This is a genomic window from Desulfovibrio sp. ZJ200, assembly GCF_011039095.1.
Taxonomy (GTDB): domain Bacteria; phylum Desulfobacterota; class Desulfovibrionia; order Desulfovibrionales; family Desulfovibrionaceae; genus Desulfovibrio.
This window is the reverse complement of the sequence record NZ_JAAKEH010000007.1, coordinates 48644-66863: the sequence shown is the minus strand read 5'-3', so window position 1 is coordinate 66863 and position 18220 is coordinate 48644. Positions and strand designations below refer to the sequence as shown.

Here is an 18220-nt window from a genome sequence, read left to right as displayed (position 1 = left end):
TCCGTTGTTTTTGATAATTTTTCTCCCTCTCTCCGAGGGGAATTTATTTGGAGGCAAGGAATATGGCAGGTTCGGAAACCGGGCACGACAATGAAATAAATTTTGAAAGCGCCCTTGAAAACTATCTCAATCCCGACTTCGGCGACCTTGAGGAAGGCTCTATCACCAAAGGCGAGATTGTCCGCGTGGATGACGACAATGTGCTGGTGGATGTGAACTTCAAGTCCGAGGGGCAGATCCCCGCGGCCGAGTTCAGGGATCCGGCGGGCAACATGACCGTCAGCGTGGGCGACAGGGTGGACGTGTATGTGGTGCGCAAGAATGAAATGGACGGCACCATCACCCTCTCCTTTGAAAAAGCCAAGCGCATGCAGGTCTTTGACCAGCTTGAAGACGTGCAGGAAAACAACAGGGTCATCAAGGGCCACATCGTGCGCCGCATCAAGGGCGGCTACACTGTGGACATCGGCGGGGTCGAGGCGTTTTTGCCCGGTTCGCATGTGGATCTGCGCCCTGTGCCTGACATGGACGCCCTGGTGAACCAGGAATTTGAATTCCGCGTGCTCAAGATCAACCGCCGCCGCAGCAACGTGATTGTCTCCCGCCGCGTGCTCCTGGAAGAGGAGCGCGACTCCAAGCGTCAGGAGCTGCTGCGCACCCTTGAGGAAGGCCAGATTGTCCAGGGCAAGGCCAAGAACATCACCGAGTACGGCGTGTTCGTGGACCTCGGCGGTCTGGACGGCCTTTTGCATATCACGGATATGAGCTGGAAGCGCATCCGTCATCCCAAGGAAATGATCACCATGGGCCAGGAGCTGACCCTCAAGGTGCTTTCCTTTGATCGCGAGACCAACAAAGTTTCCCTGGGCCTCAAGCAATTGGTGCCCGATCCCTGGCAGGACATCTCCGCGCGCTTCCCCGAAGGGGCCAAATGCACGGGCAAAGTCACCAACCTGGTGGACTACGGCGCGTTTGTGGAACTGGAGCCCGGCGTGGAAGGCCTGGTGCATATCTCTGAAATGTCCTGGACGCGCAAGTTGCGCCACCCCTCCCAGATGGTTCACACCGGCGACGAAGTGGATGTGGTCATTCTGGGCGTGGACGGCGAGAAGAAGCGCATCAGCCTGGGCATGAAGCAGGTCCGGCCCAATCCCTGGGAGCTGGTGGCCGAAAGATACCCCGAAGGCACCGTGCTTGAAGGCGTGATCAAGAACATCACCGAATTTGGCATGTTCATCGGCATTGAGGACGGCATTGACGGTCTGATCCACGTCTCGGACATTTCCTGGACCAAAAAGGTGCGCCATCCCAATGAGATGTTCAAGGTGGGCGATACGGTGCAGGCCAAGGTGCTCACCGTGGATCAGGAAAATGAAAAGTTCACCCTGGGCATCAAGCAACTGGTGGATGACCCCTGGGGCCATGTGCCGGCCACCTATCCCGTGGGCTGCACCGTCAAGGGCACTGTGACCAATATCACGGATTTCGGCCTGTTTGTGGAAGTTGAGGAAGGCATCGAAGGTCTGGTGCACGTTTCCGAGCTTTCCAGCAAGAAGGTCAAGACCCCGGCGGAAATCTACAAGGAAGGCGATCAGATTCAGGCCAAGGTCATCCATGTCAGCGCCGAGGAGCGCCGCCTGGGCCTTTCCATCAAGCAGATCAAGGATGAAGAGGAACGCCGCAAGCCCAAGGAATTTCATTCCGGGCCGCAGGAAGCCGGGCAAAGCCTGGGCGATCTGCTCAAGCAGAAGCTGGAAGAAAACGAAAACAGCTAACCTGTTGCTGTATGCTGGATTTGAAAGGGCATCCGCAAGGATGCCCTTTTTGTCTGCAACTGCCCTGCACCGGATGACGTAGCTCCCGGCTCAGGAGGCTTTTCCTCGAAATTCGCTCAGAACTGATAGAGAAAGGCCGGGGCACGCCATCCGCTGCCCGTGGCGTTGAGGCCGGAAAGAGCGGCCATGGCCGCAAGATCCAGGCCGAACCAGGATTTCAGGCCGGCCGTGAGCCAGGAATTTTTTTCGGGCCGGCGCAGCAGCTTGCGATCTGCCGGCACGCCGGTATGCCCGGCCAGCCAGCGCACGGCGGCCTCCTGACCGCCCATTTCGTCGACCAGTCCCAGCTTCAGGGCTTCCCGGCCGGTAAAAATCTTGCCGTTGGCCAATGCAGCGGCGCGCTCGCGCGGCATGGCCCGGCCCTGGGCCACAATATCCACGAACTGCTCGTGCATGTCCCTGAGCACGCCCTCAAAATAGGCTCTGTCTTCGGGCGAGAGCGGATGCAGATAGGAACCGGCGTTCTTATACGGCGCGGTGACCAGCGTTTCCTGGCCCACGCCGATCTTGCCCAGCAAGCCCTGCAACTGCGGGATGTCCATGCGCACGCCTATGGAGCCGGTGACCGTGGAGGGATTGGCGAAAATCCGCTTTCCGGCCATGCTGACCATCAGGCCGCCCGAGGCGGCCATGGAGCCCATGCTCACCGCCACGGGCCGTTTTTTTGCCACGCGGGCCAGGGCAGCATACACTTCCTGCGAGGCGGCGGCCCCGCCGCCGGGCGAATCCACGCGCAGCAGCACGCCCTTTACACTGGGATCACGTTCGATTTTGCGAATCCAGGCCAGAGTGGGCGCCACGTCCATGATCGGGCCGCGCAACGTGACCAGGGCCAGACGGTCGCCGCCGCTGAACAGGCTGCGGCCGGTCTCGTCCCTGCTGAAAAAGAACAGGCAGATCAGCGTCAGCAGGATGGCGCCGCTCCAAAAGAGAAAAGGATGCCGCTTGCGGAAAGGCCGGCGCAACAGGCTTTTCCAGACCGGCGTCGGGATTTGCGCCAAAGGGCAGACCGCGGCGCAGCCCGCGCCGGGCGTGGCGTCCTGGGCCGCGGCCGCAACCGCCTGGTGGCCGGGCGCTGCGGCAGGGGATTTGCCGTCGGAAGCAAGGGGAGACTGTTCGTTGCTCATGCAAAAATGTACTACAGAACCGCTCCGGAGAAAAGAGGAAGTCGCGGCGGGCGCTTCTGCCCCTGCGGGCAGTTTATTTTTCCATGGCCTCGGGCCAGCGTTCGGCGGCTATCTCCCGCAGTTTGTATTTCTGGATTTTGCCGCTGGCCGTCAGCGGAAAGCCGTTCACCAGAGCAATATATTTGGGAATCTTGAACCTGGAGATTTTACCCCTGCAAAAGTCGCGCACATCTTCGGGCAGCAGCTCCACGCCGGGCCTGGGAATCACAAAAGCCCCGACTTCTTCGCCGTATTTGCGGCTGGGCACGGCCACCACCTGCACATCAAGCACGCCGGGCATCTGGAGCAGAAATTCCTCCACCTCGCGGGGGTAGACGTTTTCGCCGCCGCGGATGATCATGTCCTTGATCCGGCCGGTGACCCGCACATAGCCGTGCTCGTCCATGACACCCAGATCGCCGGAGTGCAGCCAGCCCTCCGGGCTGATGGCCCTGGCCGTTTCCTCGGGCATTTTATAATAGCCCTTCATGACATTGTAGCCCCGGCAGAGGATTTCGCCCACTTCGCCGCGCGGCAGCTCCTCGCAGGTTTCGGGATCGCCCACGCGCACTTCAATGCCCGGCATGGCGCAGCCCACGGTTTCGCAGCGCACGGGCAGGGAATCGTGAATGTCCGACTGGGTCATCACCGGCGAGGCTTCGGTCAGGCCGTAACAGATGGTGATCTCCTTCATGTACATGTCTTCCACAACCCGGCGCATGAGCGGTTCCGGGCAGACCGAACCGGCCATGATCCCGGTGCGCAGGCTGGAAACGTCGAAACGCTTGAAAAGCTTGTGCTCCAGTTCGGCCAGAAACATGGTGGGCACGCCGTAGAGCGCGGTACAACGCTCCCCGTCCACGGCGGCCAGCACTTTCAGGGGGTTGTAGGATTCCAGGATGACCATGCAGGTCCCGTGGTTGACGCAGGCCGAAACGCCCAGCACGCAGCCGTAACAGTGAAAAAGCGGCACGGGCAGGCAGAGGCGGTCCTGTTCCGTGAAGCCCTGATGGCGGCCGATCCAGTAGCCGTTGAGGCCCACGCCCACATGGGTCAGCATCACGCCGCGCGGAAAGCCCGTGGTGCCCGAGGTGTACTGCATGTTGATCACGTCCCAGGGGTTCAGGGAAGCCTGTCGGGCCTGGTATTCCGCGTCATCCACCATCACGGACAGGGCCAGGATTTCCGGCACGGAATACATGCCGCGGTGCTTTTCCGCGCCCAGAAAGCAGACCCGCTTCAAATGCGGCAGGCTCTTGCAGACAAAGGCGTCGCGCGCCTGCACCCGCAATTCGGGCGCTATCTTGTAGAGCGTGTCGATGTAGTCGTGATCGCGCAGGCTGTCGATCAGAAAAATGTTTTCGCATTCGGACTGGGTGAGCAGATAGCGCAGCTCATGCTCCCGGTAATTGGTGTTCACCGTGAGCAGCACGGCTCCGATCTTGGCCGTGGCAAACTGCAAGGCCACCCAGTAGGGCACATTGGTGGCCCAGACCGCCACTTTTTCGCCTTTCTGCACTCCGAGCGCCATAAGGCCCTTGGCGAACTGATCCACCACGTCGGCGAATTCGCGCCAGGTCTGGCGGTAGTCGCGATCGGCATAGACCACGGCCTCGCGTTCGGGAAAACGGGCCACGGTTTCGTCCAGAATCTGCCCCAGGGTCCGTTCGCGCAGTTCAAACAAGGCCTGCCGTTCGCGTACTTTTTCGTCCATTTGCGTCTCTCTGTTTGCCCGCCGTGCGGCGTGCCGTTGAAAAAAAATCGTGGATACCTTCGCACGCGACCGATCCGCGCGGAGATCAGCCCGGTGGCATCGGGCGCGTCGGGCGGCGCAGGCAGCGGGGCGGATGCCGCAGGGATCTGTTTCAAAAGCAAAATGCTCTAAGGATTATAGGCCACAGCCAGTATTTCCACCGGCTCGTCCCCGGCCGCGCCCACAAAATGGGGCACAATGGAGTTGTAGTATATGGTCTCCCCGGCTGTGAGCACATGGTTTTCCCGGCCATAGACCACCAGCAGCTCGCCCTTGAGCACCAGAATGAACTCCTCGCCCTGATGCGAGGTGGTTTTGCGTTCGCCGGTCGGCTCCGGGGAAATTTTAATGTAAAAAGGCTCCATGTTCCGATCGTTCTTGCCCTTGCCCAGGGCATGATACACATAGCTGGGGCGGGGAATGCGCCCGGTGTGCAGGGCTTCGTCCGCTTCGCTGCCGTCAAGGCGCGAGATGATCGGATCGCGGCTGAATTGATCGTCCAGGAAGGTGCCCAGACGCACGCCCAGCGCGCGGGCCACTTTCTGCAACGGGCCGATGCTCGGGTAAATGGCGTCGTTTTCCAGTTTGCCGAGAAATTCCGTGGTCAGGCCGGTGTTTTGGGCCAGGGTTTCCAGATCAACCTCGCGCTCCTCGCGGAACGCGCGGATACGGGAGCCGATGGTGCGTGCGGCGGGCATAGGCGCTCCTGATTGTCTCGTTGGGCTGTGATACGGACAGATGCGATTGTCATGAGTTATTGTCATGAATAGCAGAAGAAGCGGCGGACCCGCAAGAGCGGCCCTTGCCCTGACAGGGCTGCCGCATGAGATGCGTCTGCCCTGTTGCCTTGAGCGCTTGAGCAATCTGGCGCAAGGGCCGCTCTTCGGATAGAGTGAAAAGATGGATGCAACGCAAATAACACGACGGGCTTTTGTGGCCGCGGGGCAGGTGCAGGGCGTGGGCTTCAGGCCTTTTGTCTACCGGCTGGCTCAGGAGGAAGGGCTTACCGGCGCGGTGGGCAACACTTCCGAGGGCGTGCGCATGGAAGTGCAGGGCGCCTTGCAGGCCGTGGCCCGTTTCGGCCGCCGCCTGCGGACGGAGCTGCCGCCTCTGGCCCGGCTTGTGGCCCTTGCGGAAGAAGAGCTTGAGCCGCTGCCCGGCGAGGCGGCCTTTGTTATCGTGCCCAGCAGCGGGCACGCCGGGCACAGCGTGCTGGTCAGCCCGGACATGGGCGTCTGCCCGGATTGCCTTGCGGAAATGCGCGATGCCGCCAACCGCCGTTACCGCTATCCTTTCACCAACTGCACCAATTGCGGCCCGCGTTACACCATCACCCGCTCCATTCCCTATGACCGGGCCGTGACCTCCATGAGCTGTTTTCCCCTCTGTCCGGAATGCGCGGCTGAATACGGCAACCCGGGGGATCGACGCTTTCACGCCCAGCCCATTGCCTGCCCTGTCTGCGGCCCGCGCCTCTGGTTCGTGGATGCCGCCGCAGCCGCAAGCGGCCACACCGTCCCCGCAGAGGCCAGTCAGCATGAGGCTTTGGCCCGCGCTGCGCACATTCTGTTGACCGGGGGCATTCTGGCGCTCAAGGGCCTGGGCGGTTTTCAACTGGCCTGCGACGCGCGCAATGCCCAGGCCCTGCGCGAGCTGCGGCGGCGCAAGGCCCGTCCGCACAAGCCATTGGCCCTGATGGCGGCTGATCTGACGGCAGTCCGCAGCCTGTGCCGCCTGACGCCCGAGCATCAGGCCCTGTTGCAAAGCCCGGAAAAACCGATTGTGCTTTGCCCTTGCCTGCCCGGCGTCTTGCCGCGGGAAGTGGCCCCGGACACGCGCAGTGTGGGGCTGATGCTGCCGTACACGCCTTTGCATGCGGTTTTGTTCGATCTGCTGCAAGAACGGATGGAGCTGCCGCCCGTGCTGGTGATGACCTCGGCCAATGCCAGCGGCGAGCCCATCTGCCTGGGCAACCGTGAGGCCCTGGCGCGCCTGCGCGGCCTGGCCGACGCCTGGCTGCTGCACGATCGGGATATTCTGGCGCGTGTGGATGACAGCGTGCTCGCTGTGACGCCCATACCGCCGCGCCCGGCCGTGGCGCGGAGCGCGCGCGCCGGCCTTGCGCGGCCCGGCGTGTCAGGCAACGACGCGGCGGGCGGGGAGGCCGGCTGCCGGGGCGTGGAGCCGCTTTTTTTCCGGCGGGCCCGCGGCTATGTGCCGCGCCCGGTCTTTCTGCCCGACGACGGGCCCGCGGTTTTGGGCGCCGGGGCCGAGCTCAAGGGAACCCTCTGTCTTACGCGCGGGCGCGAAGCCTTTGTGAGCCAGCATATCGGGGATTTGGAAAATCCGGCTACCCTGGGTTTTTACGAAGAGGCGGCGGCCCATTTGGAAAAGCTTCTGGAAGTGCGGCCCAAAGCCGTTGTCTGCGATCTGCATCCGGATTTTCTCTCCACCCGCCATGCCGAGGCGCGCGCCGCCCAGGACGGACTGCCGCTCTGGCGGCTCCAGCATCACGCGGCCCATGCGGCCTCGGTGCTGGCGGAAAACAGGCAGTATGCCCCTGCTCTGGCGCTCTGTCTTGACGGCACGGGCCTGGGCCAGGACGGCAGCATCTGGGGCGGCGAGCTGTTGCGCATGGATCTGCGCACGGCGCAATGGAGCCGTCTGGGGCGGCTGAGCCCTTTTGCGCTGCCCGGGGGCGAGGCGGCCATCCGGGAGCCCTGGCGCATAGCCCTGGGTCTGCAACGCCAGGGCCATTTTTCCGGCCTTTCGCCCTGGGAGCGGGAGTACGCGGCTGCTGCCACGGCAGTGGAAGAAATGCTGCTTCGCGGCGTCAACTGCCCGCAGACATCCAGTTGCGGTCGCCTGTTTGATGCCGTGGCCGCCCAGTTGGGCCTCTGCCTGGCGACCAGCTACGAGGGGCAGGCGGCCATCCGCCTGGAAGCGGCCGCGCAGGAAACAGCCTTGCAGACAGAAGCCCCGTGGCCTGTGGCGATCAGAGAACGTGACGGCCTGCTGGAACTGGACAGCGCGGCGCTTTTCGCGCAGGTGCTGGAAGAGCAAAAGGCCGGTTGCGCCCCGCAAGGCATTGCGGCGCGTTTTCATCTGAGCATGGCGCAGGGTTTCGCTGCCCTGGCCGCGGCCGCGGCGGATGCAGCCGGGCTCGACAGCGTGGGTCTTTCCGGGGGCGTGCTGCAAAACGCCATTCTGGCGCGTCTCTTGCCTGAGGCATTGGCAGATCTGGGCCTTGTCCCGCTCACGCACCATGAACTGCCGCCGGGTGACGGCGGCCTTTCGCTGGGGCAGGCGGTCTGGGGCCGTTGCCTGCTGCGCCGGAGCTAGAGCGGTTGCCGTTTTCAACAGCAAACCGCTCTAGCAAAACGCTTTAGAGCATTTTCTCTTTGAAAATGCTCTGCTGACGCGAAAGCGGCAGCCGCCGCAACGCGGCGTGCATTCAGGCGAAAACCGCGTTTTTCGCCTGAATGTCACCTTTGACTTTCATAAAAAGTCAAAGGTAAGCTGCTCTAAAGGCGGCCACGGCCCGGCCCTGCTTGAGCGCGATCCGCCCCAGGGGCAGATTGCGCCACCACAGCCCGGCCTCGCGACCGCTCAGCCCGGTTTGGCGGCTCTGGCCGGAAAGCAGGGCGGCAATCTCCCGCACGTCTTCGAGCACCAGACTGGAGGCGGGATCGGGCCGCGCGGGCATCAGCGCCCGCAGGCGCGGGCTCGTGCTCAGGCGGCCTGCGGCCAGGCGGCCCAGCAGAGCGCCCTGCCAGACAAAATGCGACGGCAGGAGCGCCGCGGCCTGGGCCGGAATGAAACGCACATGCTCGCCGTAGAGCGCCACCCGGCCCGGCGGCAGAAGCGCCGGATCGCAGCAGGGCCCGGCCAGAATTTCGGGCGCGAGCGTTTGCCCGCGCTCCCGCTCCGTTTCCGGCGCGCGCATGCCCGGGGCAGCCGCGTGGGCCAGCGCAGACCCAGCAAGCCCGGGACGCCCTTGCGGCCCCGGCGCGGCCTGATGCGTTTTGCGCAAAAGCGCCACGTAAAAGCCCTGGGCGCCTGAGCGCGCCCCGTCCACCCGCAGCGTGCCCTGGCCGCCGGGGCGCTCCTCCCAGACAAAGCCGGGAAAAGGCGGCAGAAATTCGCGCACAAGGCCCAGTTCCTGCTCTGCGAAACGGACCTGATCTTCGTTTTCCGCCTCATTGGTGGTGCAGGTGGAGTAGACCAGCCGCCCGCCGGGTTTGAGCAGCGCGGCCGCGCTTTTGAGCAGGCATTGCTGCAATCCGGTCAGGCTTTTGAGTTTGTCGCCCTGCCAGAGCTTGAGCACGCGCGGATGCTTTTCAGCTGTGCCCCAGCCCGAGCAGGGCGGGTCCAGCAGAATCGCGCCCCAGGATTCGGGGTGCAGAGGCAGGGCCTGGCCGCCGCAGGAGCAGGTGGCGGCCTGGAGAAAGTTGCAGGCCTGCAGATTGGCCCGCAACGTGGCGAGGCGCGCGGGCGCGGGTTCATTGCCGAGCACAAAACCCGCGGGCCCGGTCAGTTGCGCCAGAAAACCGGTTTTGCTGCCCGGACTGGCGCAGATGTCCAGCACGGCTTCGCCCGCTTGCGGGGCCAGGGCCAGGGGCGGCAGCATGGAGGATCGATCCTGGATATAGATGTAGCCGAAAAAGGCGGCTGTCGACGAGCCCAGGGGCCGGGGCTCATGGCAGAGCCGACGGCAGAAGGGCGAAAAGGGCTCGGGCTCGAAGTCATACCCCTCGGCCCGCAGCAGGGCCTCCACCGCGGGGATGCGTTGCGGCTCGCAGACCAGGCGGAAAGAGCGGGCAAAGGATGTGGGCATGACGCACTATAGAATCCGGCGCGGCGCGGCGGCAAGCTCTTTTTCGCCGCGCGCTTTTTTACACGGCCCGGCTTTGCCGGAAACAGGCCGCAACGCCTTTTTCCCCGCCCGCATAGAGCGTTTTGCTGATGAAATTAGAGCGTTTTGCTAATAAAATTAGCTAAACGCTCTGGCGGCCGCGGGAGCGGACGCCCGCGCCGAATGAGCGTCCAGACCGCGTTCTGGACGCGAAATGATGGCAGCGCCGCTTTTGAAATTGAATAATTTCAAAAGCAAAATGCTCTAGCTAAACGCTCTGGCAGGGCGAAGCCATGCCCGCCGCGGATGCAACGTATTGCGCGGCGGCGCAAGTATGCGTATAGTGTCTGAGATTGCGGGCTGAAGCTCCGCCATGCTTTTGAAAAATGCCCCAAGGAGTGCGGGATGAAATTTTTCATGCGACTGTCGCTCGCGGCGTGCCTGCTGATCTTCGCCGTGAGCCTGGCTCCGGCGGCGCAAGCCGCGTCCAAAACATTTGTGATTATGCCGTTCACGGTCAATGCGCCGCAGAGCTATGCCTATCTTTCCAAAGCCGTGCCTGCCACCATGCAGGCCAAGCTCTACCGGCCCGGCGTGCTGGAGGGGCGCGTTGCGCAAGGCAAGGCCGCTTCCCAGGCTGAAGCCCGCAAAGCCCTGAGCTCTGCGGGCGCGGACTATGCGGTCTGGGGTTCGGTGAACGTCATGGGCAATGAGTGCACCATTGAGGTCAACTGCGTGGACAAGGCCGGCAAGGTCTGGAGCAAGTCCGGGCAAGGCCCGTTGAGCGGCCTGACCGGCGTTGTGCAGAATGTGAGCGCCGCGCTGGGCAGCGAAGCCTTCGGCGTGGGCGGGGCGCGCACTCTGGGCGCCACCTCGCCTGTGGGCGGCCGCGCCGGCGGCATGAGTTCCGACATTGTGGTCAATGAGACGGGCCAGCAGCAGATGTACCTGAACCCGCAATTTCGCTACCAGGGCGCCGGGGCCAGCGACGGCTCGCGCCTGCGCAGCCAGCGGCTGCCCGGAAACATGGTGGACATGGCCGTGGGCGATTTCAACGGCGACGGCAAAAATGAAATCGCGCTGCTCGGCGATCACAAGCTGACCATCTATACATGGCCGCCCCAGGACAAGCTCAAGAAACTGGGCGAGATCTCCATTTCCAAGTCCAATACCAATTTTTCCATGCGGGCCATTGATCTGAACCGCGACGGCGCCAAAGAACTGGTCGTCGCCACGTTTGAGGAAGAGAGCAACCGCCCCTATTCCTATTTTTACAGCTTCAGGGGCAATACCTTCAGTCAATATGCGGATCGCTGCCCCTATTTCGTGAGCGTGCTCGCTGTGCCGCCGCACTTCACGCCCACGCTTGTGGGCCAGGGCTGGGATTCGCTCAAGCTTTTCGCGCCCGGCGTGCACGTCATGGTGAAAAACGGCAGCAAGTTCAGCCTTGGCTCGCGCCTGGATCTTCCGCCCGGGGCCTCAGTCTTCAATGTGGCTTGGCTGCCCGGCGGCAAGGACGGCAAGGGGGATCAACTGGTCATGCTCACGGACGACGAGCGGCTGAAGGTCTTCCAGGGGAACGGCAAGACTTTGATCCACACCACCATGGAGCGCTTCTCTGGCTCGGCCACAGGCATGGATCATTACAAGGGCATGCCCGGCCTGGGCGTGGACCGCAATTATCAACTGCCCAGCAAGTATTACGCGCCCATGCGCCTGATCGCCGCGGATCTGGGCCGCACCGGCGAGTATGTGCTGCTGGTCAACAAGCCCATTTCCACGGCTTCGCAGCTTTTTGACCGCTACCGTTTCTTCCCGCAGGGCGAAATCCACGCCCTGTACTGGGACGGCGTGGGCCTGGCCCTCAAATGGAAGACCCGGCGCATCAAGGGTTCCGTGGCGGAAGTGGATCTGGCCGATGTGAACAACAACGGCGTCCTGGATCTGGTGGTGGGGCTGAATACCTCGCCGGATCTCGGCATCGGCAGCCGCCAGAGCATGATTGTGGCCTATCCTCTGGATGTCTCGGCGACTGATCCCAATGTGCCCGCGGACATGAGCGACTTTGAAGTAAATCCCAACTAGTGTGTATGCTGGTCGGCCCTCCATGTTCTTGTGGAGGGCCGTTTTTGTGCAGCCAAAGGAGGCAATGTGCGCATCCTGGTGATCGGCTCCGGCGGGCGTGAGCACGCCCTGGTCTGGAAACTCGGGCAAAGCCCGCGGGTCAGTAAAATTTTCGCTGCTCCGGGCAATGGCGGCACGCATGGCGAAGGCGCCATCAACGTGCCCGTGGCCGCGGATGATCTGGATGGCCTGGTGGCTCTGGCGCAAAAGGAAAAGATCGATCTGGTGGTCCCCGGCCCGGAATTGCCTCTGACCCTGGGCATTGTGGATCGCATGCGCGAGGCGGGCATCCCCTGTTTCGGCCCGGACGCGCATTGCGCGCGTCTGGAGGGCAGCAAGGCCTTTGCCAAGGAAATGATGCTCCGGGCCAGGGTGCCCACGGCCCGCAGCGCGGTGTTCGCCGATGCGGAAATGGCCAAAAACCATGTGGTCAAGGTGGGCGCGCCCCTGGTCGTCAAGGCTGACGGTCTGGCCGCGGGCAAGGGCGTGGTGGTGGCCCGCGACTCGCAGGAGGCCCTGCAGGCCGTGGACGACATCATGAATGCGCGGGCTTTTGGCGCGGCGGGCGATCGCGTGGTGCTTGAGGAGTTTCTGGTGGGCGAGGAAGCCTCATTCCTCTGCCTCTGCGACGGCACGCGGGCCGTGCCCCTGCCCTCCGCGCAGGATCACAAGGCCGCCTGGGACGACGATCAAGGCCCCAATACCGGCGGCATGGGGGCCTACAGCCCCGCGCCGGTGCTGCCCGACGATCGTCTGGAAGAAATGGCGGATCTGACCATCCGCCCCATCCTCGCGGAACTGGCCAAAGACGGCCATCCCTTTGTGGGCGTGTTGTATGCCGGGCTGATGCTAACCGCCGACGGGCCCAGGGTGCTGGAGTACAACGCCCGTTTCGGCGACCCGGAATGCCAGCCGCTGCTCATGCGATTGCAGGGCGATTTGGCGCAGATCATGCTGGATTGCGTGAACGGCGAGCTTGACCCCGCCAGCATCGGCAACAGCGGGCAGACGGCTTTGGGCGTGGTGCTGACGGCCAAAGGGTATCCGCGCGCCTACCCCAAGGGCCTGGTGATCAAGGGCATTGCCGAAGCCGAGGCCCGCCCGGGGGTCAAGGTTTTTCACAGCGGCACGGCAGTCAAGGATCATGTGCTGATTTCCAGCGGGGGGCGGGTGCTCTGCGTGACCGCCCTGGGCGATGACCTTCCCGCAGCCCGGAAAGCCGCGTACGCGGCGCTGGAAGAAATCCGGATGCCCGACGGCTATTTTCGCAAGGATATCGGCAATAAGGGCATGCGCCGCCTGGCGCGGAAGTAGACTCCCTTTTGCCCGTGCTCCGCGCCTCCGGCGCAGGCCACGGGCTTTTTGCGCGCCTGTCGGGCCGCATCCGCAGATTGCAGGGCGTTTTGCTCATTTCATGAGCAAAACGCCCTAAAGGCACAATGCGCTGTCACATGCGCCAGTGGAATGTCGGCCAAAGATTGCCCGCGCGGAATGTTTGTTCATGAAAAATGCAGCAACGGAAAATGCAAGGACTGAGAGTATGCCGCACGTCGTCATTCTGATGGGTTCCAAATCCGATGAGGAAAAAGTCAGCCCCTGCGCTGAAATTTTGCAAAGCCTGGGCATTACATATACGTTTACCGTAAGCTCGGCGCACCGCACGCCCGAGCGCACCGAGGAACTGGTGCGCAGTTATGAGGCGCAGGGCGCGCGGGTCTTTATCTGCGCCGCGGGCATGGCCGCGCATCTGGCCGGCGCCGTGGCCGCGCGCACCACCCGGCCGGTGATCGGCATTCCCGTTTCCGGCGGCGGCCTGGCGGGCATGGATGCGCTTTTTTCCACCGTGCAGATGCCCCCCGGCTTTCCGGTGGCCACCGTGGCTCTGGACAAGGCCGGAGCGCGCAATGCGGCCTGGCTGGCCGCCCAGATCCTTGCCGTGGCCGATCCGGAGCTGGACCGCAAAATCGCGGCGGCCCGCGCCAAAATGCGCGAGGATGTGGCAAAAGCGGGCGAGGAAATCAGCCGCAAATACGGGGCATAGCCCCTAGAGCATTTTCAAAGTGAAAATGCTCTAGGATGTGGGGCTGCGGGCGTTCTCTTTTGCCGTTGACAGGGCACGCGCCCGAAGTCGATTTTGTACGCAACTCAAAGGCCGCCGGAAATCCGGCGGCCTTTGAGTGCAGCGTATTTCAGCCTTGCAAGGCGGCGCGCTTCAAAGATCATCTGCCGCAAGCCCTGTTATTTTTTGACCGCCGTGACGGTCATGGTAAAGCCAAAACCTGTAGACGCAGCCAGCGCATCCATAACCGGCGCGAACAGTGCCCGGTCGAAGCGGCAAACCCAGTCCGCAAGCCGAGACGGCCTGCCGCGAAGCATGGTGCAGAACTCCTGTCTTTTGCCGGGCGCGCGGTGCTGTTCTACAATGGATTCCAGGCTCTCCCCGGCCAGGCGTTTGAGAAGAAAAACCAAAAAACCCCGATGGCTGCCGTTGAAAATGGCATTGCCGTACGACCAGCTCTGCGGCGTGAGGTGATTTTCTTTCAGCAGGCGGGTCAGGCTCCGGCGCGTGAACAGGTTCAAATGGCGGGGGATGTCGTCATGCTGCATATAACGACCCGGTATGCTGTTGAAGTTCGTCACCAACGCGACAAATAAGCCGCCGGGCTTGAGCAGGCGGCTTATTTCCGCCGTCAGCTCGCGCAAATTGTACGCGTGTTCCAGCACAGCCCAGGCCGTGATGGCGTCAAAAGAAGAGCCTTCAAAGATGTTTTGCAGTGTCGGCGCATGGATGACAGGGGAATTGTAATGATTGGGCGGGGTTTGCGACCATTCATATCCGTACGCGTCCCAGCCGCGTTGCGCGGTGTAGGCGACAAATTCGCCGCCGGCGCAGCCCACGTCCAAAAGCCGAAGCCCGCTCCGGCGACGCCGGAGCGATTTCTTGTCAACAAGAAATCGCTCTAAAAAATTCAGCTTATGGTCGAGTTTTTTCTGTTCACCGGAATGACTGTGATTTTGGGCATAAAATTCCGGAGGATAAAAAAGGGAGAGCGCCTCCGGCGTTGGGCGATCCTGAACATATCCCATGCCGCATGTCGTGCAGCGGACGACCGAAAAAGCATGTGGATGACGAAGGAAAGCCAGATCCTTTCTCAGAAAAAGAGGCTTTGCCGCATTTGAGCCGCAGACGGGGCAAGCGACAGTTGTCGTGTGAAGAGGGTTCTGCATTATCTGCTTTCTCCATCAACCTGCACTACAGCAGAGCATTTTCTCTTTGAAAATGCTCTGCTGACGCGAAAGCGGCAGCCGCCGCAACGCGGCGTACATTCAGGCGAAAACCGCCAAAGGCAATCTGCTCTGATCACGGGGGCCTCCGCCAAGCACCACAACAAACGTCATTCGGATGTAAGGCAGTACTGGGCCCAGAGTTCCAGCATCAGCACGGCCCAGAGCCGGTATTCATGATTGACCGCGCCTGTCATGTGTTCTGTAACCAGCGCGCGCACGGCAGCGGGCTCAAGCCAGCCCCGCTGCGCACAGGCGGAAGAGAGCAGCGTGTCGCAGACAAGCTCGCGCAAGGAGCCGCGCAGCCATTGCGCCAGCGGCACGCCAAAGCCCATCTTGCGCCGGTAGATAAATTCCGGCGGCAGGTAGCGCGCGGCCACCTTTTTCAGCAGCCATTTGGCTTCCCAGCCTTTGCCGAAACTGCCGCCTTTGCCGCCGGGCACCCGTCTGACCCGCATCTCCACGGGCAGGGCCAGGGCAAAATCCGCCACCTCGGCATCCAGCAACGGCGCGCGCACTTCCAGGGAAGAGGCCATGGCCGCAATATCCACCTTGGGCATCAAAGTGCTTGCAAGATAATATTCCAGCTCGAAAAGCTGCATGCGCGCGAGCAGCGGCATGCGGGCATGACGTTGAAAATGCTCCAGCATGAGTTGCAGGCTGAGCGCGGGCTGCGCCGCTGCACGCAGTTCAGGCGCGCAGAGCCGCCGTTTGTGCGCGCCGCAAAAGCGCGCCCAGTGGAAATAGTATTTGCTCATGGCCGGCGTCAAGGCCAAGGCATCCCGCGGCCTGCCGGCCGGGGCCAGTTCGTCCAGAAGTTCGGCATGTTGGCGTGAGATCGCCGCTGGAACGTCCCCTTCATAAAGAAAGGGGTCGAGATAACGCTCGTAGCCGCCGAAAAGATCATCGCCCCCGTCGCCGGAAAGCGCCACGCTTACATGTTTGCCGGTCATGCGGCACAGCAGCCAGGTGGGCAGGGCCGAGGAGTCGGCAAAGGGTTCGCCGTAGTGCCGGGCCATATCCGGCAAGAGCGCGGCCACATCCGGCTCCGCGCAAGCGTCACTGTGCCGCGTGCCGCAGAGCCGCGCGGCCTCGGCCGCAAAGGCGCGCTCGTCATGGCTGCTCTCCGCGAAGCCCATGCAAAAGCTGCGCATCTCCGCCTCCTGGCGGCAGGCCAGAGCGGCAACCAGCGAGCTGTCCACCCCGCCGGAAAGAAAAAGCCCTACGGGCACGTCGCTGAGGCGGTGACGGGCCACGGCTTTTTGTAGCAGCGCATCCAGAATTTCTTCGGCCTCTTCGTCCGAGCCGGCAAATGCCCGCGCGGTTTCCGGCGTCCAATAGCGCCAGAGCCGTGCCCTGTTGTCAGGGCCGATGCTCAGACAGTGCGCGGGCGGCAGTTTGCGCACGCCCTGGAACGCGCTCCAGGGAGCGGGCACGGACTGTACTGTCAGATAGTGAAAAAGAGCGTTGGGATCAGCGCGGCGCTCCAGGCCTGGCTGCCGGAACAGGGCCATGACCTCGGAAGCGAATATCCAGGCATCCGCCTGCCGGGCATAGAACAACGGCTTCTGGCCGAAGCGGTCCCGCGCCAGAGTCAGGCGTTGCTCCCGCCTGTCCCAGACCGCAAAGGCAAACATGCCGTTGAGCAGCGGCAGGCAGGCCGCGCCCAGGGTCGCGAAAAGCTCCAGGAGCACTTCTGTGTCCGAAGTGGTGCGAAAAATATGTCCCTGGCGCTCCAATTGCTCCCGCAGCGAGACGTAATTGTAGATCTCGCCATTGCAGACCAGCAGAAAGCGCCCGTCAGCGCTGTGCATGGGCTGGCCCGCCGCGGGCGAAAGATCCAGAATGGAAAGGCGATCATGCCCCAGCACAACGCGGCCGTCTTGCAGGGTTTGCTGCTTGTTTGGCCCGCGGTGACGCAGATCCGCGACCATTGCCGAGACAACGCGAAGATCGCGGGGCGTGACGCCCTCAGGCCGGAAAATGCCGCAAATACCGCACATAGTTGCTCTTGGGGAAAAGATCAGCGCTCATCCAGAAAATAGCTGTAGCGCCGCCCGTTTGTATTGGGGTTGCTGTTATCGGAGCTGGAAAAAAGCACGCTGTCGCCCCTGTGCCGGTAGCGGCCCAGGCCGAAACGCTCCAGGGAGGGGCGATGGCAGTGGGCGAAGCAGAGCCATTGCCCGTCTTCCTGAAGACGCAACGGCGAGCGCATGGGATTTTGATCCGTATCTGCCAATGCGCTCAGCTCAGGCAATGCCGCTCGCCAGGCCGCTCCGCCCATGTGTTCAAAAGGCCCGGGCAATGGCCTGGCAGCGCGGGTCGCCAAGCGTGCATCCCAAACATTGGAGCCGCCCGCCGGTCGGAAAAGAAATTCCGTATTGCCGCGGCCTGTGTCCATGCGCAGGAGTTCCATGCTCAGCTCCGCGCGCATAGCGCGCACGAACTCCGCCTCATGCGCAAATTCCATGGGCCAACCGCCAAGCCAGTCATGTATGTCCGTCAGGAAATTCATGCCCCGGCTTGTGGCGCCGTAATTGCGCCAACGGGAACACAGCTCGGCAAGACCGGCCGCCAGCTTGCGGGGATTGCCGCGGGCCTGGGAAAAATAACGTCGCCAGATATACCAGAGGATTATACCGCCTCGCCGCCAGGGGCCGCCGCGCAGGTAGTTGAGCTTGATGCCCAGCCATTCCTCTGGCGAAGGTTGACCGAAAACCTGGTTATTCTGATAGGCGGTATAACTGTAAAGGGCCAGGAACAAAAGGCCGTTATCGCTTACCGGCAAGACGGCGTTGGCAACTGCGGCGCGCATGTCGCCCGTATGATGCAGTACGCCCCAGGCGTACACGATGTCAAACTTTCCCAGGGATTGCATAAAATCCGGATCAAGCGCGTCGCCGCGCAGAATCCGCCAGTTTTTCGGAGAACCGGCATAGGCATGCAAGGTCTGCGCAGCGCGCACCGAATCCGGATCGAAGTCAAAACTGACGACCATCTCCGCCCCGGCCCGCAACGCCGCCAGAGAACTCAAGCCGCTGCCGCAGCCCACATCCAGAAAGGAGAAACCGGCCAGGGACGGAAGACCGAGAAAAGCGCAGAGCGCCTGCTGCGAGGCTGCCACGGATGCTTCGGAAAAATGCTTTTTCAGAAAGGCGTTCCAGTTCTTGCCAAAGGCGAATCTCTCTCTTGCATACACGTT

14 protein-coding genes are annotated in these 18220 nt (G+C 62.6%); 7 read left to right on the top strand and 7 right to left on the bottom strand.

Going from position 1 to position 18220, the window contains the following annotated elements; genetic code table 11:
• Positions 1 to 62 precede the first annotated feature (62 nt).
• Positions 63 to 1775 carry a 30S ribosomal protein S1 gene (locus tag G7Y52_RS03680; RefSeq protein ID WP_165066246.1) on the top strand — a complete coding sequence of 571 codons (1713 nt, stop codon included), beginning with the start codon at positions 63 to 65 and terminating at the stop codon, positions 1773 to 1775.
• 116 nt (positions 1776 to 1891) lie between these two features.
• Here G7Y52_RS03680 and sppA read toward each other — a convergent pair whose 3' ends face one another.
• The 3 genes from sppA to G7Y52_RS03665 form a co-directional block, all read right to left on the bottom strand.
• A complete protein-coding gene (sppA, locus tag G7Y52_RS03675) occupies positions 1892 to 2962 on the bottom strand; it encodes a signal peptide peptidase SppA (RefSeq protein ID WP_165066243.1) in 1071 nt (356 codons plus the stop codon).
• A gap of 73 nt (positions 2963 to 3035) precedes the next feature.
• Positions 3036 to 4715 (bottom strand): AMP-binding protein, encoded by a 1680-nt coding sequence (locus G7Y52_RS03670; protein WP_165066240.1) that lies wholly within the window; start codon positions 4713 to 4715, stop codon positions 3036 to 3038.
• A 167-nt stretch (positions 4716 to 4882) separates the two neighbouring features.
• Positions 4883 to 5452 (bottom strand): cupin domain-containing protein, encoded by a 570-nt coding sequence (locus G7Y52_RS03665; protein ID WP_165066237.1) that lies wholly within the window; start codon positions 5450 to 5452, stop codon positions 4883 to 4885.
• A 64-nt stretch (positions 5453 to 5516) separates the two neighbouring features.
• Between G7Y52_RS03665 and G7Y52_RS15460 the strand changes: the two genes are divergently transcribed.
• Together G7Y52_RS15460 and G7Y52_RS03660 are read left to right on the top strand one after the other, a co-directional pair.
• Positions 5517 to 5645 (top strand): hypothetical protein, encoded by a 129-nt coding sequence (locus tag G7Y52_RS15460; RefSeq protein ID WP_277424281.1) that lies wholly within the window; start codon positions 5517 to 5519, stop codon positions 5643 to 5645.
• A 9-nt stretch (positions 5646 to 5654) separates the two neighbouring features.
• Complete coding sequence (locus G7Y52_RS03660; RefSeq protein WP_165066234.1) at positions 5655 to 8096, top strand: carbamoyltransferase HypF; 2442 nt, start codon at positions 5655 to 5657, stop codon at positions 8094 to 8096.
• A 166-nt stretch (positions 8097 to 8262) separates the two neighbouring features.
• On the opposite strand, the gene G7Y52_RS03655 is transcribed toward G7Y52_RS03660, so the two are convergent.
• The gene (locus G7Y52_RS03655; RefSeq protein ID WP_165066230.1) at positions 8263 to 9591 is read right to left on the bottom strand and encodes an RsmB/NOP family class I SAM-dependent RNA methyltransferase; all 1329 of its coding nucleotides are present in this window, start codon (positions 9589 to 9591) and stop codon (positions 8263 to 8265) included.
• Here G7Y52_RS03655 and G7Y52_RS03650 point away from each other — a divergent pair.
• From G7Y52_RS03650 to purE, 4 genes are all read left to right on the top strand, one after another.
• Complete coding sequence (locus G7Y52_RS03650; protein ID WP_165066227.1) at positions 9590 to 9742, top strand: hypothetical protein; 153 nt, start codon at positions 9590 to 9592, stop codon at positions 9740 to 9742. The genes G7Y52_RS03655 and G7Y52_RS03650 overlap by 2 nt on opposite strands.
• A gap of 272 nt (positions 9743 to 10014) precedes the next feature.
• On the top strand, positions 10015 to 11694 hold the full coding sequence (locus G7Y52_RS03645) for a VCBS repeat-containing protein (RefSeq protein WP_165066224.1): 1680 nt from the start codon (positions 10015 to 10017) through the stop codon (positions 11692 to 11694).
• Between the two features lie 66 nt (positions 11695 to 11760).
• On the top strand, positions 11761 to 13047 hold the full coding sequence (gene purD, locus G7Y52_RS03640) for a phosphoribosylamine--glycine ligase (RefSeq protein ID WP_165066221.1): 1287 nt from the start codon (positions 11761 to 11763) through the stop codon (positions 13045 to 13047).
• A gap of 226 nt (positions 13048 to 13273) precedes the next feature.
• Positions 13274 to 13774 (top strand): 5-(carboxyamino)imidazole ribonucleotide mutase, encoded by a 501-nt coding sequence (purE, locus tag G7Y52_RS03635; RefSeq protein ID WP_165066218.1) that lies wholly within the window; start codon positions 13274 to 13276, stop codon positions 13772 to 13774.
• Positions 13775 to 13971: 197 nt separating this feature from the next.
• Here the strand turns inward: purE and G7Y52_RS03630 are convergent, their stop codons facing one another.
• From G7Y52_RS03630 to G7Y52_RS03620, 3 genes are all read right to left on the bottom strand, one after another.
• On the bottom strand, positions 13972 to 14820 hold the full coding sequence (locus tag G7Y52_RS03630; protein WP_165066215.1) for a class I SAM-dependent methyltransferase: 849 nt from the start codon (positions 14818 to 14820) through the stop codon (positions 13972 to 13974).
• A gap of 308 nt (positions 14821 to 15128) precedes the next feature.
• Positions 15129 to 17021: an asparagine synthase (glutamine-hydrolyzing) gene (gene asnB / locus G7Y52_RS03625; protein WP_165066212.1), complete on the bottom strand. Its 1893-nt coding sequence runs from the start codon at positions 17019 to 17021 to the stop codon at positions 15129 to 15131.
• Between the two features lie 20 nt (positions 17022 to 17041).
• Positions 17042 to 18217 (bottom strand): class I SAM-dependent methyltransferase, encoded by a 1176-nt coding sequence (locus G7Y52_RS03620; protein ID WP_165066209.1) that lies wholly within the window; start codon positions 18215 to 18217, stop codon positions 17042 to 17044.
• Positions 18218 to 18220 lie beyond the last annotated feature (3 nt).